Here is a 19,978-nt window from a genome sequence, read left to right as displayed (position 1 = left end):
TCGATAGAGAGAAGATAGACTCTGAGTGATATTGGGAAACTAGATGGAATAGATTCGAGAAAAGATAGTCTGAGATAGGGGATTTTATAATCGTGTAGGCATTTTACTGGATCAAGCACTTTGCATTTATGTTATTTTGAAAGACCTGGTATTCCAAGAGGAACTTCTTTACAATAAACAGTAACTACTTTGATACATTAATGGGGGATTCGATGAGAAGAATTGTACTGTCGACTGAAAGTGGAGCGGATTTGCCAAAGGATCTAGCTGAGAAACATGATGTTCAAGTCGTTCCGATGCATATTGTTATGGATGGTAATGATTATTTGGATGGATCTTTATCAGTAACAGATATTTATAATTATTACAGCCGCACTAAAAAGATACCGTCAACAACGTCTACAAATGCCCATGAGTATCAAGAGTTTTTTTCTAGAATCAAAATGGATTTTCCTGATTGTATGATTGTACATATTGGTTATACATCAAAGGCCTCGTCATCCTTTCAAAACGCAGTGATTGCGGCACAGGAATTTGAAGACGTGTATCTAATTGATGCATTGAATGTAACAGGTGGATTAGCTGCGATTGTGATGTACGCTGTTTCCTTATTAGAAAAAGAACCTGAAATTGAGCCTAAACAGTTAATAGAAAAAATTGAAGCGAAAGTTCCTAAATCAAAACTGGCTTTCATTCCAGGAAGCCTGGAGTTTTTAAGAGCTGGTGGACGCGTAAGTAATGCGGCCTATCTTGGAGGAACATTGTTGAAAATCAAGCCATGTATTGAATTAATTGATGGAAAACTCGTTTCAACGAAGAAATACCGCGGGAACATGAATCGAGTGGCAGAAAAGCTTTTTAAGGATTATTTAGCTGATTATTCTATTGATAGAGATCAGATCTATTTCATCTATTCGATTGGATTTGAAGAAAGCATCAAGCAGCAGATCGATAGCCTTGCAAAAGAAGCCGAGTTTAAACATATTAAATGGATTCAAGCTGGAGGAATGATTTCAACCCATTCTGGACCTGGTGGTTTCGGGATTGCAGGATTAGAGCTTTAATCACAGAGTAACCAAGCTAGTGGAGGTAGTAACTATGAAGGATCCTATTATTGTAGTGGGGGCTGGTTTGAGTGGTCTTCGCACGGCATCTATCCTTATTTCACAAGGGATCGAGTGCAAGATAGTGGAAGCACGTGGGCGAATTGGTGGAAGAGTGTTAAGTGAAGCGGCAGTAAAGAATGGTTCCAAGTTTGATTTGGGACCAACATGGTTCTGGCCACAGCATGAGCCAGTTATCTCAAACCTTGTTAAAGAACTAGGTTTACGGACATTCACACAGTACACTGAGGGAGCCATCTTATTTGAGCAAGCTGACCATGCTGAGGTGCAGCGACATCGGGTGCCAGGTATCGAGAGATCAGTTCGGTTTGACGGTGGTGTTCAGTCACTGATTGACGCTGTAGCCGCCACATTACCTCAAGGGACGGTTCAATTAGATACTCGAGTCATGGCAATCAACATGGAAGAAGAGGGCGTGATCACTCTTGATGCCGAAATTAATGGTGGAAAGAAGAAAAGGATGCGTGCGGGAGCGGTCATTTTAGCATTGCCACCCCGGTTGGTCGCGAGTCGAATAACGTTTTCGCCAGATCTGCCCGATTCTTTGAAATCAAGCCTGATCGATAAGCCGACTTGGATGGCAGGACAGGCAAAGGTAGTAGCGGTGTATCCTCGTCCTTTTTGGCGAGAAGACGGTCTTTCTGGTCAGGTGACAAGCTTTCGAGGTCCATTGCAGGAGATCCATGATGCATCACCCGAATCGGGAGATGGTGCACTCTTTGGTTTCTTTGGTATACCGGCAGAAGTCCGTCAATCACTAGGTAAGGAAAGGATTCTTGAACTTGTTGTCAATCAGCTGACAAGACTTTTCGGAGCAGAAGCGGAAAAGCCACTTTCACTCCTGTACAAGGATTGGTCGATTGATTCAGAAACTGCGGTTTTTGATGACCTTAAGCCGCTTAGTGCTTTTCCGAACTATGGACAACCATCTAACACAGATATCTGGGGACAGAAGATTATATTTGCTGGAACGGAATCGTCTTCGGAATATGGAGGCCATCTTGAAGGAGCACTAAGGTCAGCAGAGCATGCGGTTTCTGAGGTTATGAGGTTAAAACAGATAGAGAACGGCAATCGATAAATATAATTAAAAGCCACATTCCTTTAAAAGAGTTTAACTTTATAGATATGTCAAATTGGTGTAGGTCAATAAACATTCTCTCTTAACATTAGACTCCTCCTTTGTGAAGTGTCATTTCCTATTCTGTTTTAACCTATGTCACTTCCATAGCTAATTTCTCAGTTCTAAGATTCAACTTTTTTTACAGTTCTTGCTCCCGCTTAGTTTAATAATGGGAAACTTGAAGCAGTGAGTATTTTTCTATCATCTAATGTGTCGTCATACATGAAAATCCTTCTATAAAAATATAATATCTAACAAGCTTATCTATCGAGACTATCAAGCAAAACTTCCTTATCGTATGAACCTGTTACATCGTTAATATAATATATTTCAGTAGAAAAAGATTTTAACTTAACATCTACAACATAAAGATCACTAATTTGGTGTTGTAGTACAATACTATAATGACCTTTTCCAGGGTAGAACTTAGTCCCATACAAAGCAATATCGTCTCGATCTAAATTGTAGATTTCTGAAACATATTCTTTCGAATGATTAATAGCTACATTCTTTCCCAAAAGGGTCCCATTATTATGGACGTGTAAAAAGCTAATTACTAAAACTGTAACTATCCCCCAAAAAAACAAACTCCATTTTCTCTTCATTTATCCTCCTCAAGAACTCTTTCTTCAACTCTTGCACCAGTTACTTTAATAAGGAAAATTGCTTTTTCCTTTGCAACTGCACCCCTAAATCGGTATTAAATTATTGCATAGAACACTAATATTAATCCTGGGATAATCATAATTAAAGCCAAATTCCTCCCCCATTTGGCTCCAAAGTTGCTTTTGTAGTTATGACCTAGTATTAATGCTGGTATAAAGAAGATAAGTGAATAAATGATCGTATAATGTGTTCCCGTATCACCGTTTGACCAAGGACTGAATCCTAAAAACCTTAATATGGTATCTCCAAAAGCCTCAGTGTTTCCCCATGAAAAAGAGAACAGTATCCCAAACATAAGTAGCAATAATGAAATCGAACCTAGCCCAATTTCCTTATTTCGACCCTCTTTCAAATTTAGCCCTCCGTTCTAACTCTTTTTCTCTACTCTTGGTCCGTTTGTTGAATAAAACTACGATCCTGTCATTTAGTTTAACATTATCTTCCAATAAGAAGGTATAAAAAAATAGCTGCGTCTCTTACAACTCTTAATTTTACTAACGCTACCCGTTACTTTAAGTGAAACTATTCATAACCCTTTCTCTTTTTGAAGCAATTTTTTGATCAATTAATAGCTAGTATTAATCCTCCATATAGAAATTCACTGGGATCCTGATATTTATTTAGTTAACGTTGGATAAAATAGGTAAATGCTGTATAGTAATAGAAAAACGAGCGTGTAATAAAATCGTTAGTTTATGAGAATAGTAGGTGAATTAGATGCCGAGGGAAACCGTCATGCTTGTCGAGGATGACCGTGATATTAGAGAAATTTTGCAGTTATATTTAGAAAAAGAATCCTTCACAGTTATTCAAGCTGAAGATGGACCAACTGCATTACGACTTGTAGAGGAGTATAAGCCCGACATCATTATCTTAGATGTAGTCCTACCAGGAATGGATGGTTTTGAAATATGTCGGTTAATTCGTCAAAAGACAATGGTTCCAATTCTCTTTTTAAGCTCTAAGGAAGATGAAATCGATAAGATTTTAGGTCATAAGATCGGAGGGGATGACTATATTACGAAACCCTTCAGTCCAGCCCTCGTAACCGCGAAAATTCAAGCACATTTACGTCGCCATCGAACTATAGAGAATCAAATAAGCGTTGTACACAAACCGGTGAAACGGATGATCGAGTTTCCGGGACTATCTATAGATAAAGAGAGTTATGTCGTTAAAGTAAATGGAGAAACCGTTGCTTTATCGACGAAGGAATACCGCCTTCTTTGTGTATTAGCTGAACATCCAAACCGTGTATATAGTGTCAAGGATCTATTCGAGCTAATATGGGAAGAGGAAAGCCTTGGAGATCATCGCACGGTCATGGTGCATATTAGTAACTTGCGGAAGAAAATTGAACCTAGGCTGGAAACTCCAAAGTATATTAGTACTGTTAGAGGGATTGGCTACAAATTCATCGGTTCTCAGGAATAAGCTTTATTTGCGTGAAAAAGTCTTTAACTTCTTCGGGTGTGATCCCGATGCTTTTCGCTTCTAATAGAAGACCTACCCACTCATTATCTAATGTTGGTGTCGTGTCAGTGTTATGTAAGAGATTGTTTTGTTCCATTTCCTACCTCCTATAAGCCTGTATCCATATCTTAGTTTAGGAACTATAAATTCCGTATAAAATTACTTAAAGTTTTGTTAAAGAAATCCATAAAAGGATGACGATGTATGAAAAGAATGCCTGTACTAGCAGACTACAAAATAGTTGATATTGAGGTTCAAAATAGTACGTCTATTATGTACAAGGGATATTCAACTATAGATAATAAACTAGTTTTATTGAAAGCAATCAGAAAGTCAAACCCTACTCCTCATGAAATGGCAGCTAGCATCCATGAATTTCATCTGACAAAAGACTTAGATATGGATGAGGTGATTCGTCCAATTCAAATTGAAAAATATCTAAATGAACCTTATGTAGTTATGGAGTATTTTTCAGGTGTTTCTTTAAGTGAATTACTGCTGAACGAAGAGCTTGAGATAGTAGAGGCTCTTTCCATTGCGATGAAGATCACATCAGCGATGATCCAGCTCCATAAATATCAGATTATTCACAAAAATATAAATCCAGAAAATATCATTTTCAATCGAACAACTGGTCAATTAAAAATAACTGGCTTTGATCATGCAACAAAGCTACAAAGAGAGAGTCAGCGGAAAAGTGTCACCCCTTTTGAAATAGAAGGAAGGCTTGCCTATATATCTCCTGAACAAACGGGAAGAATGAATCGGTCTGTAGATTTTCGATCAGATTTATATTCTTTTGGAGTTTTGTTATATGAAATGGTGACGGGGGCACTTCCCTTTTCTGATAATGACCCAATGAAGCTATTACACGCGAATTTGACTAAAGTACCCTATGAGCCAGTTGCACGTAACGATAAGATTCCAGCAGTTCTCTCGAAAATGATCGTAAAGCTTCTATCTAAAATACCTGAAGATCGATACAGGAGTGCCTATGGGTTGCGGGAAGACCTAAAGCGATGTATCGATCAACTGCGATTATTTGGCAAGGTTGAGGATTTTCCACTTGGACAAGATGATCCCATGGTCGTCTTTGAGTTGGAAAGAAAGCTATATGGTAGAGAATTAGAAATAGACAAGTTGCTTGCGTCATTTGAGCGGGTAAGCTCTGGTCATTCTGAGCTTGTATTAATTCAGGGTCATTCTGGCATTGGTAAGACAGCACTGGTTAATGAAATTCAACCTCCGCTAATTGGAATGAAAGGATATTTCATTTCAGGGAAGTTTGATTTGCTGCAGAGGCAAAAGCCATACTCACCTATTATTCAAGCATTCAAATCATTAATTAGGCAGATCATGACTGAAGGGGACGAGTGTCTTCAACGCTATAGAGATGATATTGAAAGAGAACTAACAGGAAATGTGTCAGTGATTACTAGTGTGATCCCAGAATTAAAATGGATAGTAGGGGATAGTCCAAAAGAAGAGGAGATATCAGCTAACGATGCACATCTACGGTTTTATTTGCTCTTCCAAAAGTTCGTGAATGTATTTGCAACAAAGGACCATCCTTTGGTTCTATTTCTCGATGATCTTCAATGGGCAGATACAGCATCACTTAGTCTAATTGAGTATTTGCTAACGCATGTAGATAGTCGATATTTATTGTTAATAGGGGCCTATCGTGATAATGAAATTGGGGTTGAACATGCTTTTACTGAGACTATTCACAGTCTTCGCAAGGACAATGTGACAATCACAGAAATCTCGTTGCCGCCGTTGAATGAAAAGGTGATTCTTCATTGGGTTCAAGATACATTGATGGATGAGGGAATTGATGCTAAGAAGCTTGCACGTCTCATGTTCAGGATTACTCAGGGGAATCCTTTCTTTATGAAGCAGCTGTTTCAGTCATTCTATGAAAATGGAACCATTCTATTTCGTATCGACTTAGGAAAATGGATTATTCATTTCTCGAAGGTGAGTACGACTTTGGAAAAAGAAAATATAGTAGATTTAATGGTTCATAGGGTGAAGCAGCTTCCACTTCGCACACAACATATGTTGAAAATCGCCTCTTGTATTGGAAATGAATTTGATTTGAAGACATTATCAGTTATTTGTGATGAGGATCCCGAGCGAACTGGATCCTATTTATGGGAGGCTCTTGAAGGAGGATATGTTCTCCCGGAGGATTCAACTTATAAGTGGATCTATGCGGATGGACCCGAACAATTAATGGAAGATCAATCACCAACCTACCGTTTCTTACATGATAGGGTTCAACAAGCAGCCTATTCCATTATGACAAAGGAAGAGCAGGACCAGGCACATCTAAGCATTGGCAGACTCCTTGTCGAGCTCAAGTCGGTTGATGACTTTCTATTCGATATTGTCAATCATCTAAATAGATGTAGAGGCTATTTAACAGAAAGTGAATGGGTCCCACTAATAGAATGGAATGTGAAAGCTGGTGAACAGGCAAAGGCATCAGCCGCTTTTAAGGAATCACTTGATTATTTTCAAATAGCCTATGAAATGCTTGGTGCTGCGTGGGAGTCTAATTATGAATTAACGAATCAGTTAATGACAGGCTTAGGAGAATGCCAATATCTAAATAGTCAATTTGAGGAAGCGGAACGTACTTTTGATAAAGTGTTAGAAAATGTCCATACAAATGTTGAGAGGTTATCAATTTATAAAATGAAGGTGTTACTTTACACGCATGTTCATCGTGTCGATGAGGCAGTAGAAGCAGGAATTGCAGGGCTCGAACTAGTTGGTTGGAATACTCAGCGAAATCCATCAAAGGCCATAATAGCGAAAGAGTTACTTCTAGTTAAGTTAGCCATGCGTGGAAAAAAAGCGGATCATTTGTTGACACTGCCTCCCTTAGAGGATCAAGAAAAAAGATTGGTGTTACATACAATGATTACGATGAATGCACCCTCATTTCATGTTGATCAAAATCTTGCAACGATTCTAATGCTCAGAGCGTTACGATTCACTCTCAAGCACGGGATTACAGATATAACTTCATTGGTCTGTAATAACTATGCATTAATTTTAAGTGCCGGGTTTAGTGATTTTGAAAATAGCTATGAGTTTGGAAAGCTTGCGATTGATCTTGCGGAAAGAAGCGGAGACGTTGGGTTAAAGGGCAGGGTCTATTTTGTCTATGGAAGCTTTGTGAACCATTGGAAACATCCAATTAAATATAATTTGGACTACTTAAAGTGGTCACAACAATATTGTATAGATGCGGGGAATATCAGCTTAGCGGGAGCTAATAGCTCCTTTATTGCTATTGCACATTTCATGATGGGAGATCATTTGCAGGAAGTACGAAAAGGAATTAGAAAGCAGATCTTATTTATAGACCAAATTCGTTATGCTGTTTCTAAAGGCTTTTTAAATGAGTTTATGTATTGGATTGATATTCTAACGAATGAAAACACAGCAACAAATTGGGTGTTTGAACAAGTGTTAGAAGATGACTCAGTCAAGATTATTCATTATACAATAAGACTGCAACTGTCTTATCTGTTCAATAAGGAAGAGTATGCTGAGGCACTGTTTGACCATTTAGAAGGACTTATTAGTAATCGGTTAACGCTTGTTATTATCTCTGACTATTATTTCTACGCTGGGCTTTGGGCATCGAGATTGTATCAAGACTCTTCTCCTTCTCGCCAAAAGATACTATATAAAAGACTTAAAAGAAGTGCCAAGAAGCTAAGGGAATGGTCGAAACATTGTCCAGAGAATTATTTAAATAAGTGGAAACTTCTTGAAGCTGAACTGGCTAGAATAGACGAAAACCATGTAAAAGCAGTTGAGAATTATGACGCAGCTATTACATCAGCAAAAGATAATAATTTTATCAAGGATGTTGCCGTTTGTAATGAAGCAACCGGTCGGTACTATTTTTCTAAAGGACTTGAAGGTATTGGAAGTGCATATATGGCAGAAGCATACCGAAGCTATATAAAGTGGGGGGCTTATGCAAAAGCTGATATGTTAATGAAAGAGTATGAAGGCTATATCCCCAACATCAATGAATATGGTCTTCCTCAATCTGTCGCTCAGTTCGATATCGATGCTTCTGTGAAGGCATCTCAAGCGATATTAGGTGAAATTGTTCAAGAAAATCTAGTAAAGAAACTAATGGATATTACGATGCAGCATGCAGGGGCAGAAAGAGGAGTTCTTCTTCTAAAAAGAGGTGATCAATTATTGGTTGCTGCAAGCACAAGTGTTAATGGAGAAATTGCTGGTGCGAATGCTCTTCAACCACTTGAGGAGTCAAGTGGCCTATCTACAATGATAGTAAACTATGTAGTGAAGAGTATGGAAGCGACCGTGCTGAACAATGCAACTGTCGAAGGACTATTTATTGATGATCCATATGTTTTAACATATAAACCCAAATCGATCCTATGTCTCCCGGCAATTTATAAAGGGAAGGTAAATAGTGTTTTATATTTGGAAAATAATCAAACAACAAACGCATTTACGCAAGATAGAATTAGATTCTTATCTATTCTCTCAACACAAGCAGCTATATCTATTGAAAATGCCGAGCTCTACGGAAAGCTTGAAGAAAAAGTCAAAGAGCGCACGCAGGAGATAGAACAAGTCAATCAACATTTAGAGCAAGCAAACAAAGAATTAGAGCGGGCTGAGAAGCAACGCAGCCATTTACTATCAAATATTTCACATGATTTGCGTACACCTATCGCTTCTGTTAAAGGGTATATCGAAGCGATACTGGACGGAGTAGTCGAAACAGAAGAACAAAAGACAGATTTCTTAAAGAAATCTATAGACCGGGTAGATGGGTTGAATTCGATGATTAATGATTTGTTTGAGCTAGCACGATTAGAAAGTGGTCAAATCCATTTTTCCTTTGATATCATCCCAATTGATCGTTTGATTAAGAGATTAAAGGAACAACTAGAATATGATGTGAAAAGAAAAGGATTATTCTTCACATTAATGATTGAAGAAATTAATAGCCGGGATTATCCAATGGTTCAAGTGGATGTGAAACGAATAAGTCAGGTGTTTTCCAATATTATTTCAAATGCGATTAGACATACGGAATCAGGGGGGATATCTGTTTCTTTGCGTTTTGACAAGTCTTTAGAAAATGCAATCATTTCTATTACTGATAGTGGGGAAGGTATTTCAAAAGATCAGCTGCCTTCTATCTTTGATCGCTACTTTACGAAATCGAGAAATGGGAATGGGTTAGGTTTGGCGATTTGTAGGGAAATCATTCTTTTACATGAGGGAGAGATCTGGGCTGAAAGCAAGCTTGGAGATGGGTCAACTTTCTGTATTCAGTTACCTGTTATTCAAGTGGATGCTTTGTTTTGAGAAGGAGGTAAGTGTGGAGGTATTTTAATTGCCATAATAAGATGCTTCGACTTCGCTACCGGGATGGGGGGCACGCTTTCCGCAGGAGGGCGTTGAACTAACCGGCTTTGCCGGTGGATTTCAACCTGCCCTTTCCGTCCTGCAGGAGTCGGCCCTCCCATCCCGTCCGCTTGATTAGAGGGTGGAAGGGAATTCATTCTCTTTTTCCTTAATACGAATATGGGTAACAAGGCTCAAACAATTGGCGAAGAGCTTGTTTGAACTACCAATAAAACTTTGATATGGAACCTACCTAAGGTATCAACCAAATTAAGTAAAAATGTTAAGGGCATCTTTGAGAGTGATTTTTCAAAGTTGCTTGTCTATTGTCTGGGGGGACAGAACAATAAAGTCTGACTGACATTTCGTCCAAGGCATTTATTTCAAGAGCGGGTCCGTATAGCTAACTGTTTTTGTTCAGGTTTTAGGTTAGTTCAAACATTTTTATGCTAGCCTTTTTTTGTTTTTTTAAAACGATGTAAGTGACATCTCGACTAGTATAATTTTACTAAATAAAATAGTACTTGATTAGGAAATATGTTGTATTATGTAAATTATAGTAGGCGTATGCATTAGAATCTAGGAGGATTATATGTCAAAAAAGGATTATTCTTTCGAAGCGAGAAATTGGTTATTAATTAAGTTATACATTCTTTCTGTTGTATTATCGGCAATTATATTAGTTGCTGGTGGAATGCCTTTTCTAATAAATGTAATTGGAATTAGCTTTGGAATCATGACTATTTTGATTGTGTTTTTATTACATAAATTAAATAAAAAGGTTCATTGGATACCGTATGTTTTACTGATTAGTCTAGCAGGGATGACGGTTTTTATGCTCGAAAATCGGCCTGCTATTACAACGTATTTACTAGTTTACTACAGCATTATCATAATCTCTCTGTATCACAATTTTCGGTATGTTTTAGTTTCAGGGATCTTTGGCTTGCTGATTACAAACTATTTTGTAATCAACTACGGTGAACAGACAATTGTCGACTATAGCCCAGTGTATTTGGGATCTTTTAATATCCTGTTCATTTTAATGACAATCTTCTTAATCTCACAAAGTATTATTGGCAAGAATATTCAAAGAAATGCAGAAATACTTGCTGTGGAAGCAGTAGAGTCGAAGGAATCTATGGAGAAAATGATTGACCAGGTTCGATTTACAGTCAAAAAACTAGAAGAGTTAAACCGTCAATTAATGAATCACTCCGATTCCACAACTACATATTCGAAAGAGTTAGCAGCTACCTTCAATGAAATAGCTGGTGGTGTTGAGAATCAGGCATATAGCGCAACTGAAATGGGAGAAGCCCTTCACTCTGTTGATCAAGAAGTTAGTGAAATATCTTTGAGAGCAAAGGCGATGAGAGATAATGCAGTTAATACAAGTGAAATTGTGATAAATGGATCAAATAAGGTGAAATCTTTAAAGCAAACGATAAATGAAGTCGATCAAACACTTAAACTAACAGTGGAGGAAATGAGTGATCTAAGTGAATCAACGACTAAAGTCGGTGATATCCTTCAAACGATTACTCAAATTGCTGATCAAACGAATTTGTTAGCACTAAATGCAGCGATCGAAGCAGCTCGTGCTGGCGAGAGTGGGAAAGGGTTTGCCGTTGTAGCACAAGAAGTGAGAAAGCTTGCAGAGCATTCGATTCAATCTACAGATGAAATCGGAAGAATTCTTTCATTAATACAAGATAAAGTAACCTCTGCATCGACAAGAGTGAAAGAAAGTGAGAATTCGTTTAAATATAGCAAGAAGTTAACAGAAGACACGAGTGGAGCATTTCTTACTATTGAAACATTCGTTGACGAACTACAAAAGCTTTCTAGCGATATCAATGATAAAATCGAGCTACTAAGCAACTCATCAGCCAATGTTGTAGATGAAATCAATTCTGTTTCAAGTGTATCCGAGGAACTCAACGCTTCCGTTGAAGAGGTTTTAGCTAGTGTAGAAGATCAAAATGAAAAAATTGTTAATCTAAATGAAAAGGTAAACGAAATTGATCAATTAACAGATCAATTAAAAAAGACCGTTGCTGTTGATCTTAAGTTAGAGGAAGAATAGTCCAAGAAGTCCTATCGTGTAATTATTATTAGACAAAGTACCTTTGAGAAATCCATTCTCAAAGGTACTTTGTTTTTTCTTATCTATCCTTTGTCGTTTGATAAGAAGGTAGAATATTTCATGGTCTTCGCTTTTTGCTATCTCACCCTTGTGAGTATAAGGGTGTTAAAAGTAAGTGAACTCCGCCACTCCTCTATTTAAGCGGACGGGATGGGAGGGCAGGTGGAAATCCACCGGCAGAGCCGGTTAGTTCCACGCCCTCCTGCGGAAAGCGTGCCCCCCATCCCGGTAGCGGTGGCGAACATCTTATCACGGCAATTGGTAATACTACAAAATGTCTCACTAACGGAATTTTTTTAAATAAAGATAAAAAAAATCGAGAAATCTGTTAGGAAAATTGCGAGTTAGCTATTATAATAGAACTAACGTTTACATTTATATTACGTATTTAATACTTTAGTTAATATTAAGAGAAAGTTAGACTTTATTTCTATTCGGCAAAGGGGAGCTAGTATTCATGAAACGAAACAAAGAGAATATTTCATTTAGTGATCGCATCATTGCTCATTATTATTTTGACGATAATGACAATGTCGGAAAAGACAGCTCAGGGCATGGTAATGATGCAACTGCAGAGGGTGTGAAAAAGCCTATCGTAGAAATCGTCGACGGTCGACCGGCAGTTACACTTGCGGGTGGCAATAGTGCGAATTCTTATTTGCAGCTGCCCTCTGGTTTTCTTAGCGATATCAGTGATCTTACTGGAATTACGGTTAGTACATGGGTTTATTTAAGAAAAGGCCTGAATGTATGGGAGCGACTATTCGATTTCGGTAAGGATGCAACAGGACCTTACTTTTTCTTATCAAGAAATCTTCGTGGAGTTTGTTTTTCGGATTCAGATTTAGTTGCTGATGCCGGGAGAACGTATTCTTCAGGAGAATGGATTCATATAGCGATGTCAGTACAGGGAACGGAAGGTGGAACGCTAAGCAGTGCGGGTCCTATTATTTATGTTAATGGAGAGGTAGTGGCAGACGGTTCGATCAGCCAGACCTCAAGTGGTACTTATAAAAAGTTGCGTAGTTGGTTTGACACGTTTGCTGACTCAACCAACTATAGACATAACTATATCGGTAGATCTCAGCATGATGTAGATCCAGACTTTAACGGTTCCTTATCGGATTTTCGTGTCTACAAGGCTGGTTTGACACAGGATGAGGTCATTGAGGTGATGTGTGAATCTCTTACAGATGGAGAGATCGTTACACTTGCTAAAGATAAATATTTATCGTTTCCGGTAACAATTGTCACGAAGGATCTTTCGTTACCTTCGTCATTAATGGGTGGAAAGGTTAATGTTTCTTGGAAATCTAGTGATCAAGTAGCGTTATCGAATGAAGGTGTAGTACGAGAGAATGATTCACCGAAGGGCATTACTCTTACTGCGATCTTGAGCAAAGGGAATGATCGTGCTGAAAAGGAATTTACAGTCTCGGTTCTGCCTCAAGGAATCCCTTCGCATCATGTAACAATTGATGGTAGCCAAGATGTTTTAGATATTAGTGAGACATTATATGGTTTGTTCTATGAAGATATCAATAATGCAGCAGACGGTGGTATTTATGCAGAGCTTGTTCAGAACCGTTCGTTCGAATCATTCACATTCGATACGTACTCACATACATCAGGTGAGTGTGGTTGCTCGACAGGGAGAAACCATGAACCACTGCATGCTTGGTACGGAGATGTTGATCAAGTAACAGTCAAGAGTACCGGAGGATTGGACGAGTATTTTGGAATAACAGATAAAGAGGTTAATTCTCATTATATTACTGTTACATCAGGGAGCACGATTATAAACAAAGGCTTTACGGATTCTAACAGTGGATGTGCGATGTTTATTAAAGAAGGCGATCAATATGATTTCACGATCTGGGCGAAAGCTGAATCTGCAGGGAGTATTACATTGCAACTACAAGATGAGAATGGTGAACCGATCAGTGATCAAGTCACAGTTCAAGTAGAGGAAGGCAACACATGGAAAAAATACGGTGTTGATTCTAAGATTGAATTAACTGGTACGAAATCGGTACTTGGTCAGCTTGCGTTAACCTTTGATGGTGAGCTATCAATTGATATGGTTTCCTTAATGCCTCGTGATGTCTGGGGTGCTTCAGAAGAAGAGCAATCAGAAACTGCACATGTCAATTATAAAGGGAATCCAAACTACCGCTTGAGAAAAGATTTGGTGAATGCATTGGTTGATTTACATCCGACTTTCCTGCGCTTCCCTGGGGGATGTATTTCAGAAGGTTCATATATTTGGGAGAACGTCTATGAATGGAAAGACTCTGTAGGTGCGATCGAGCTCCGTAAAGAAAACTTTAATGTATGGGGATATATGATGACAATGGGGTTAGGTTATATGGAATATTTTCAACTAGCCGAGGACTTAAATGCCACTCCACTCCCAGTTATGGCTTGCGGGGTACTCTGCCAAGCTCGATCTGATTATGTCAATCCAGCAGGTGGAGAGCTTAGAGAACGTTTCGTTAAGAGCTTTACAGATTTAATTGATTTTGCAATCAGCACGGATTTTGAGACGAATGAGTGGGCTATTTTACGAAAAGCGATGGGACATGAAGCTCCATTTGATCTTCGTTATTTAGGTGTTGGTAACGAAAATTGGGGCACAGAGTTTTTTGCGAACTTTGAGTACTTTAAGGCAGCCATCGATGAATACATGGAAAATCAGTATCCTGGTTATGAATTGCATATTCTCTCAACGGTCGGTGCCCAAGCAGATGATGATGCGTATCAGGAGGGGTGGAAATTCTTAAGTGGTAATCTCACAGGATCAGCCACTGTTCATTTCACAGACGGTAAGACTGTCACCGAAGAAACGGTCACTTGGTATGAGAAGCAACCGAACTATATGGATACAATTGCTGATGAGCATTATTACCGCTCAAACGAGTATTTGTTGAATAATGCTGACAGGTATAACTATTATTACAGAGCATATCAAGAGGACGGTAGCCAAAATGAGGCAGAGACGTCGAAGGTATTTGTTGGTGAGTTTGCTTCAACCGATAAGAATACACTCGCTGGTTCTATTGCTGAAGCTGCGATCATGACAAGCTATGAGAAGAATTCGGATGTTGTCAGATTAGCCGCATATGCACCGTTATTTAATAAAGTATTGACTGATGGAACGTACCGCTGGACACCTGATTTAATTTGGTTTGACGATGAAACGGTCTGGTTCACGCCAAATTACTATGTACAGCATTTATTTGCTAAATACCTTGGCACGAAATTGTTAGGAACTTCCTTCTCGACCTATCGCAACGGACAGCTAACAGAGCTCGCACCAGTGGGTGGAATTGAAATAGCTACGGGTAATGCAGAGATTCATGTGAAGCATGTAAAGGTCACTGATAATATCGATGGCACTGTACTATTAGAACAGGACTTCACGAAGGAACTAGATTCGAGATGGAATCTGATCCCTGGTGCAAAGGGCTATACAATTGACTCGGAAAAGGGTCTTGTGTTGCAAGCGCAAAATGGTGGATTGAATGGGATCTATCTCAATGAAAGCTGGTCTAACTATAAGGTTGAGGTAAATGCAACAAAAGGCGAGGGCAGCGATGGTTTTTATGTCGGTGTAGGCCTAACGGATATTTCACCTGAGAAAAAGGATGTGCTTGAATACGCTGTTGGATATAACGGAAATGCCACTGGTGTGAAAGTTTACAAGCAAGGCATTCAAGGATATACACTAGGTGATTATTCATCAAGTACGGCAGCTGGTAATCTACGCTCGAGCTGCTATGAAGAGCTAGCAAACCACACTCCGTATACGATTTCGGTGAATTACGGTGGAGGTACAGGAGATCGACTGATTTGCTCGTACACAGATGGTACGTTCACAAGTAAGGTGTTAGATTACAAGTTAGAAGCGTATAATCATGACTTGTTCCACTCGGTTACGAAGGATGAGCAGCATGTCTATGCTAAACTTGTTAATGCCGATCCTTTTGAGAAAACAACACAAATTTCATTAAAGGATCTGAATATAGCCGATAAGGCAAAATGGGTGACTGTAACCGGGGATGCCTCCCTTGTTCACACGCCAAATGTTAACAAGAAAGACGCTGAACAGATTGTCCCATCCGAAACGGAAATCAAGCTAGCCGGCAATTCTGCAACCATCACATTACCAGCAAACTCAGTGAATATTCTCGTTTTAGATAGAAAGTAAATGGGGGAAATAGAGCCGCAACATTTTTTCACGGCACTTACGCTGAGTCAAAACGAGGCTGGGACAAAAGTGATTTAACTAATAGAAATTCCGAAAACAATGGTGGTTGGCGGACGTAAACCGCTCCTGAAATATACTTCGCTTTCCGCGGGAAGCCGGTGAGCCTCCTCGTGCTTTGCACTGTGGGGTCTCACCTTTGGCTTTAGGTCCCGCAGGAGTCTACGTATATTTCATCCGCTTCGTGATTGCATTATTCGGTATTTCAGTTAGGCACTTTAGTTATGTCCCAACCTCGTTTCTACGTTATTCCGTCTGTTTTTTTGTTGGTGCCACTGGAGGATGCGTGTTTATCCAGTGGCAGTTGGCTTTTTAGGTTCATGGCACCCAAAAAAGCATCGTCGTATTAAATTTTTTTCCAACTATTTCAGGTTGGTCCAACGCAAACCATGCTTTTGTTTCAGATCTGCAAAGACACGTGCAATCGTTTCTTTACGTTTTGCGTAAATCTCTTTGATAAAAAGTAGACATCTGTCTCTGGTTTGAGGAGAAGCAAATTTCCTTTTTTCACTAGAAAAAGCGGACGGGATGGGAGGGCCGACTCCAGCAGGAGGAAAGGGCAGGTTGAAATCCACCGGCAAAGCCGGTTAGTTCCACGCCCGCCGGCGGGTGCGTGTCCCCCATCCCGGTAGCGGAGCCGAAGCATTTTTTCATGGTACTTAAGCTGAGACATGTTTGTAAAAGCAAACATGTCTCTTTTTTGTGTGTCCAAGAACCAAAGCAGAGCATATAGTGAATCGAGTGATGTTACATATTTTGTAAATGGAAGGTATACTAAACTCATATAATACTATTTAGTAAAACAACATAGATGATAAACGAAGATTCAGGGATACCGTACAAATCAATTTTGGGGTGAGTGAGATGAGCGAAGAACAAGATATTATTACTGTCAAAAATTTGCGGAAGGCCTATGGTCAAGTTGAGGCTGTTAAAGGGATATCCTTTGCTGTAAAAAAAGGAGAGCTTTTTGCATTTCTTGGTACAAACGGTGCTGGTAAGTCTACAACGATTGACATTCTATGTACATTAATCAAAAAGACGTCGGGTGATGTAGTGATTGATGGGTTCAAGCTCGGAGAAGGAAAAGAGAATGATCAAATCCGCAAGAAAATTGGAGTCGTCTTTCAAGATAGCATTCTAGATGAGCGTTTGACAGTGTATGAGAACATCATGAACAGAGGGCAATATTATCGATTAGGTAAGACAACACTTCAAGAAAACTATAACTTTGTCTCAGAGTATTTAAAATTGGACGATATTAAAAATAAGAAATACGATGCTCTGTCTGGTGGTCAGAGAAGAAGAGCGGATATTGCTCGAGCACTTATCCATAAACCAACAATTCTTTTTTTAGATGAACCAACAACAGGTCTTGACCCGCAAACTAGGGTATTTGTTTGGAGTGCAATTAAGAGATTGCAAGAAGAAACGAATATGACGATCTTTCTAACGACGCATTATATGGAGGAGGCTGCGGTAGCTAACCAAGTGGTTGTCATCAAGGAAGGACAGTTGATAGCCTCAGGTACACCTAATCAACTTAAGGAACGTTATGCTTTTGATAGCTTACACTTAGTATTTAGTGAGACCTTTGATCCAGAGGAGTGGTTTGAGAAGGAAGAGCTATCCTTCACACTAAAAAACTCAATGTATTCCCTTCGTTTACATTCAACTCTTGATGCAATTGAAACCTTGAAAAAGCTAGAGGGGCAAATAGAATCTTTTGAAGTCATCAAAGGGAGTATGGATGATGTGTTCATTAATATTAATGAAGAAGGGAAGAAGATAACATCATGAACCCTTTATTTAGTTTGATTAGCCGAAATACGAGAATTTTTTTCCGTGATCGTACCTTAGTGCTACTATCTCTATTGTCTGTTTTTATCGTTATTTTATTATACGGTATATTTCTACAGCAAACACAGCTTGATGCTATTGAACAATTCATGGGCGTGACTGAGGGTGCCAAAGTAATGGTCAATGAATGGATGGTTGCAGGGTTACTAACGATTACTGGAATGACGACGACATTAGGTGCATTTGGTATTATGGTTAAAGACAAAGAGAGTCACAAAACAAATGATTTTTTAACGGCTCCATTATCGCGGGCAACGATACAATTAAGTTATGTTTTGAATTCATTTATTATTGGTCTGTTATTCTCGTTACTTGCATTTATAGCTTGCGAAGCTTTTCTTGTCTTAACAGGCAGTGAAATACTAAGCGGTACTGAGCTTCTTGAAGTGATAGGAATTATGATTCTTTCAGTTGCTCTAGCCAGTTCGATTAATCTTTTTTTAGTCCTTTTTATTAACACTCAAACTGCCTTTTCAACGCTTAGCACGATTATTGGAACAGTCATTGGCTTTTTGTGTGGGGTGTATGTGCCACTTGGTGCGGTCCCTGCTTTTGTGCAATATATCATTATGTATTTCCCTATTAGCCATATTGCTGTACTGTTAAGACAGACATTTATGGCAGATTCTCTTGAAGCTGTATTTGAAGGGGTTCCAGCAGAGCATATTCAAGAATATCAATTAAATTACGGGGTTATCTTTGAGTTGAATGGCAACTTAATTAGTACAACATTTAGTCTGTGGATGATTGTGATAACGACTCTTGCTTTTACACTCATATCTATTTTCATCTTTAAAAGGCAAAACATTTAATAGCGGGGCTAACAATTTCATCGGTGCTAGATCTATTAGCACTATTTATAGAGGAGAAACACATGAACCGAATATCAGCTAATCACATGATCCACACCTATTTAGGTATAACAATAAACTTCTCCATCGTATATAAAAAGTCAAAAGCAATAGGGATCTCGATTGATGGTTACGGGAATATTGAAGTTAGTGTTCCTAAAGGGACATCTGACGAACAGATTATTCGTATAATCGAACAGAACTGGGTGATGCTTCAGCAAAAATTAAATGAAATGAAGGATCGGATGTCAGGGCCAAAGGAGAAGATGTATCAACCTGGTGAGGGCTTTCTTTACTTAGGAATGGAGTATCCGATCAACATTTCTCAGGATCCTAGCGTTGAAAAAGACCGTGTATTATTTGAAGAGGATATCTTACATATATATGTTAGAGAACTAGATGATACGAAGGTACAACAGGCGTTAAAACGATTTTATTATAGGCAGTGTAAGACGTTGGTTGAGAAGAGAGTCAGGTTCTATCAAGATTATTTCAAAATGAAGCCGCGTTCCATTACGATATCAGATAGCAAAACGACGTGGGGAACCTGTGATTCAAAGATGCAGCTAACATTTAATTGGAGGCTGGCTATGGCTCCTTTGCATGTTATTGATTATGTCGTCGTTCATGAAATGTGTCATATGGTTCATCTTAATCATGATCGTTCATTTTGGCGGCTTGTTGGTAAGATAATGCCTAATTATAAGGAAATGGAACAATGGTTAGCATCGTCTAGTTGGAAAATGACAGTTTAGGTGGATTTTTGGAACGATTAGTTAGAGTATAATAACTATGACCTAGTGCGATGCTTCGGCTCCGCTACCGGGATGGGGGGCGCGCTTTCCGCAGGAGGGCGTTGAACTAACCGGCTGTGCCGGTGGATTTCAACCTGCCCTTTCCATCCTGCAGGAGTCGGCCCTCCCATCCCGTCCGCTTTGTTAGAGGGAAGAGGAGATTTTACTTTCTTTTCGTATAGACCTCTTTATTTCAGCGGTGTGTCAAAAGTGCTGGGTTCTTATTAAATCTTTAGAATGAAATCAAATA

General features: G+C 39.0%; 12 protein-coding genes. 9 read left to right on the top strand and 3 right to left on the bottom strand.

The window, feature by feature from the left end; all coding sequences use genetic code 11:
* The first annotated feature begins 212 nt into the window (after window positions 1-212).
* Both J7W16_RS15420 and J7W16_RS15415 read left to right on the top strand, forming a co-directional pair.
* Window positions 213-1,064 carry a DegV family protein gene (locus J7W16_RS15420; protein WP_210598284.1) on the top strand — a complete coding sequence of 284 codons (852 nt, stop codon included), beginning with the start codon at window positions 213-215 and terminating at the stop codon, window positions 1,062-1,064.
* A gap of 34 nt (window positions 1,065-1,098) precedes the next feature.
* Window positions 1,099-2,205 (top strand): flavin monoamine oxidase family protein, encoded by a 1,107-nt coding sequence (locus tag J7W16_RS15415; protein ID WP_210598282.1) that lies wholly within the window; start codon window positions 1,099-1,101, stop codon window positions 2,203-2,205.
* 302 nt (window positions 2,206-2,507) lie between these two features.
* Here the strand turns inward: J7W16_RS15415 and J7W16_RS15410 are convergent, their stop codons facing one another.
* Window positions 2,508-2,852, bottom strand: a complete 345-nt coding sequence (locus tag J7W16_RS15410) for a hypothetical protein (RefSeq protein WP_210598281.1) — start codon at window positions 2,850-2,852, stop codon at window positions 2,508-2,510.
* 95 nt (window positions 2,853-2,947) lie between these two features.
* Window positions 2,948-3,265, bottom strand: a complete 318-nt coding sequence (locus J7W16_RS15405; RefSeq protein WP_210598279.1) for a hypothetical protein — start codon at window positions 3,263-3,265, stop codon at window positions 2,948-2,950.
* Window positions 3,266-3,630: 365 nt separating this feature from the next.
* Here J7W16_RS15405 and J7W16_RS15400 point away from each other — a divergent pair, with 365 nt between their 5' ends.
* Window positions 3,631-4,347: a response regulator transcription factor gene (locus tag J7W16_RS15400; RefSeq protein WP_210598278.1), complete on the top strand. Its 717-nt coding sequence runs from the start codon at window positions 3,631-3,633 to the stop codon at window positions 4,345-4,347.
* Here J7W16_RS15400 and J7W16_RS15395 read toward each other — a convergent pair.
* Entirely contained in the window at window positions 4,328-4,483 is a 156-nt protein-coding gene (locus J7W16_RS15395) for an anti-repressor SinI family protein (protein ID WP_210598276.1), read from the bottom strand. The two genes, J7W16_RS15400 and J7W16_RS15395, sit on opposite strands and share 20 nt — an antisense overlap.
* 107 nt (window positions 4,484-4,590) lie before the next feature.
* Between J7W16_RS15395 and J7W16_RS15390 the strand changes: the two genes are divergently transcribed.
* From J7W16_RS15390 to J7W16_RS15365, 6 genes are all read left to right on the top strand, one after another.
* Window positions 4,591-9,768 carry an ATP-binding sensor histidine kinase gene (locus J7W16_RS15390; protein WP_210598274.1) on the top strand — a complete coding sequence of 1,726 codons (5,178 nt, stop codon included), beginning with the start codon at window positions 4,591-4,593 and terminating at the stop codon, window positions 9,766-9,768.
* Between the two features lie 631 nt (window positions 9,769-10,399).
* Window positions 10,400-11,896, top strand: a complete 1,497-nt coding sequence (locus J7W16_RS15385) for a methyl-accepting chemotaxis protein (protein WP_210598272.1) — start codon at window positions 10,400-10,402, stop codon at window positions 11,894-11,896.
* A 517-nt stretch (window positions 11,897-12,413) separates the two neighbouring features.
* Window positions 12,414-16,166, top strand: coding sequence for an alpha-L-arabinofuranosidase C-terminal domain-containing protein (locus J7W16_RS15380; RefSeq protein ID WP_210598270.1), 3,753 nt, complete (start codon window positions 12,414-12,416; stop codon window positions 16,164-16,166).
* 921 nt (window positions 16,167-17,087) lie between these two features.
* On the top strand, window positions 17,088-18,023 hold the full coding sequence (locus J7W16_RS15375; RefSeq protein ID WP_210598268.1) for an ABC transporter ATP-binding protein: 936 nt from the start codon (window positions 17,088-17,090) through the stop codon (window positions 18,021-18,023).
* Window positions 18,020-18,895, top strand: coding sequence for an ABC transporter permease (locus tag J7W16_RS15370; protein ID WP_210598266.1), 876 nt, complete (start codon window positions 18,020-18,022; stop codon window positions 18,893-18,895). The genes J7W16_RS15375 and J7W16_RS15370 overlap by 4 nt, the downstream gene beginning before the upstream one ends.
* Window positions 18,896-18,981: 86 nt before the next feature.
* On the top strand, window positions 18,982-19,689 hold the full coding sequence (locus J7W16_RS15365; protein ID WP_210598438.1) for a M48 family metallopeptidase: 708 nt from the start codon (window positions 18,982-18,984) through the stop codon (window positions 19,687-19,689).
* Window positions 19,690-19,978 lie beyond the last annotated feature (289 nt).

Origin of the sequence: Halalkalibacter suaedae (genome assembly GCF_017939705.1) — a bacterium.
Taxonomy (GTDB): Bacteria; Bacillota; Bacilli; order Bacillales; family Bacillaceae_D; genus Halalkalibacter; species Halalkalibacter suaedae.
The sequence above is the reverse complement of the archived record's forward strand: the minus strand, read 5'-3'. Positions and strand labels throughout refer to the sequence as shown.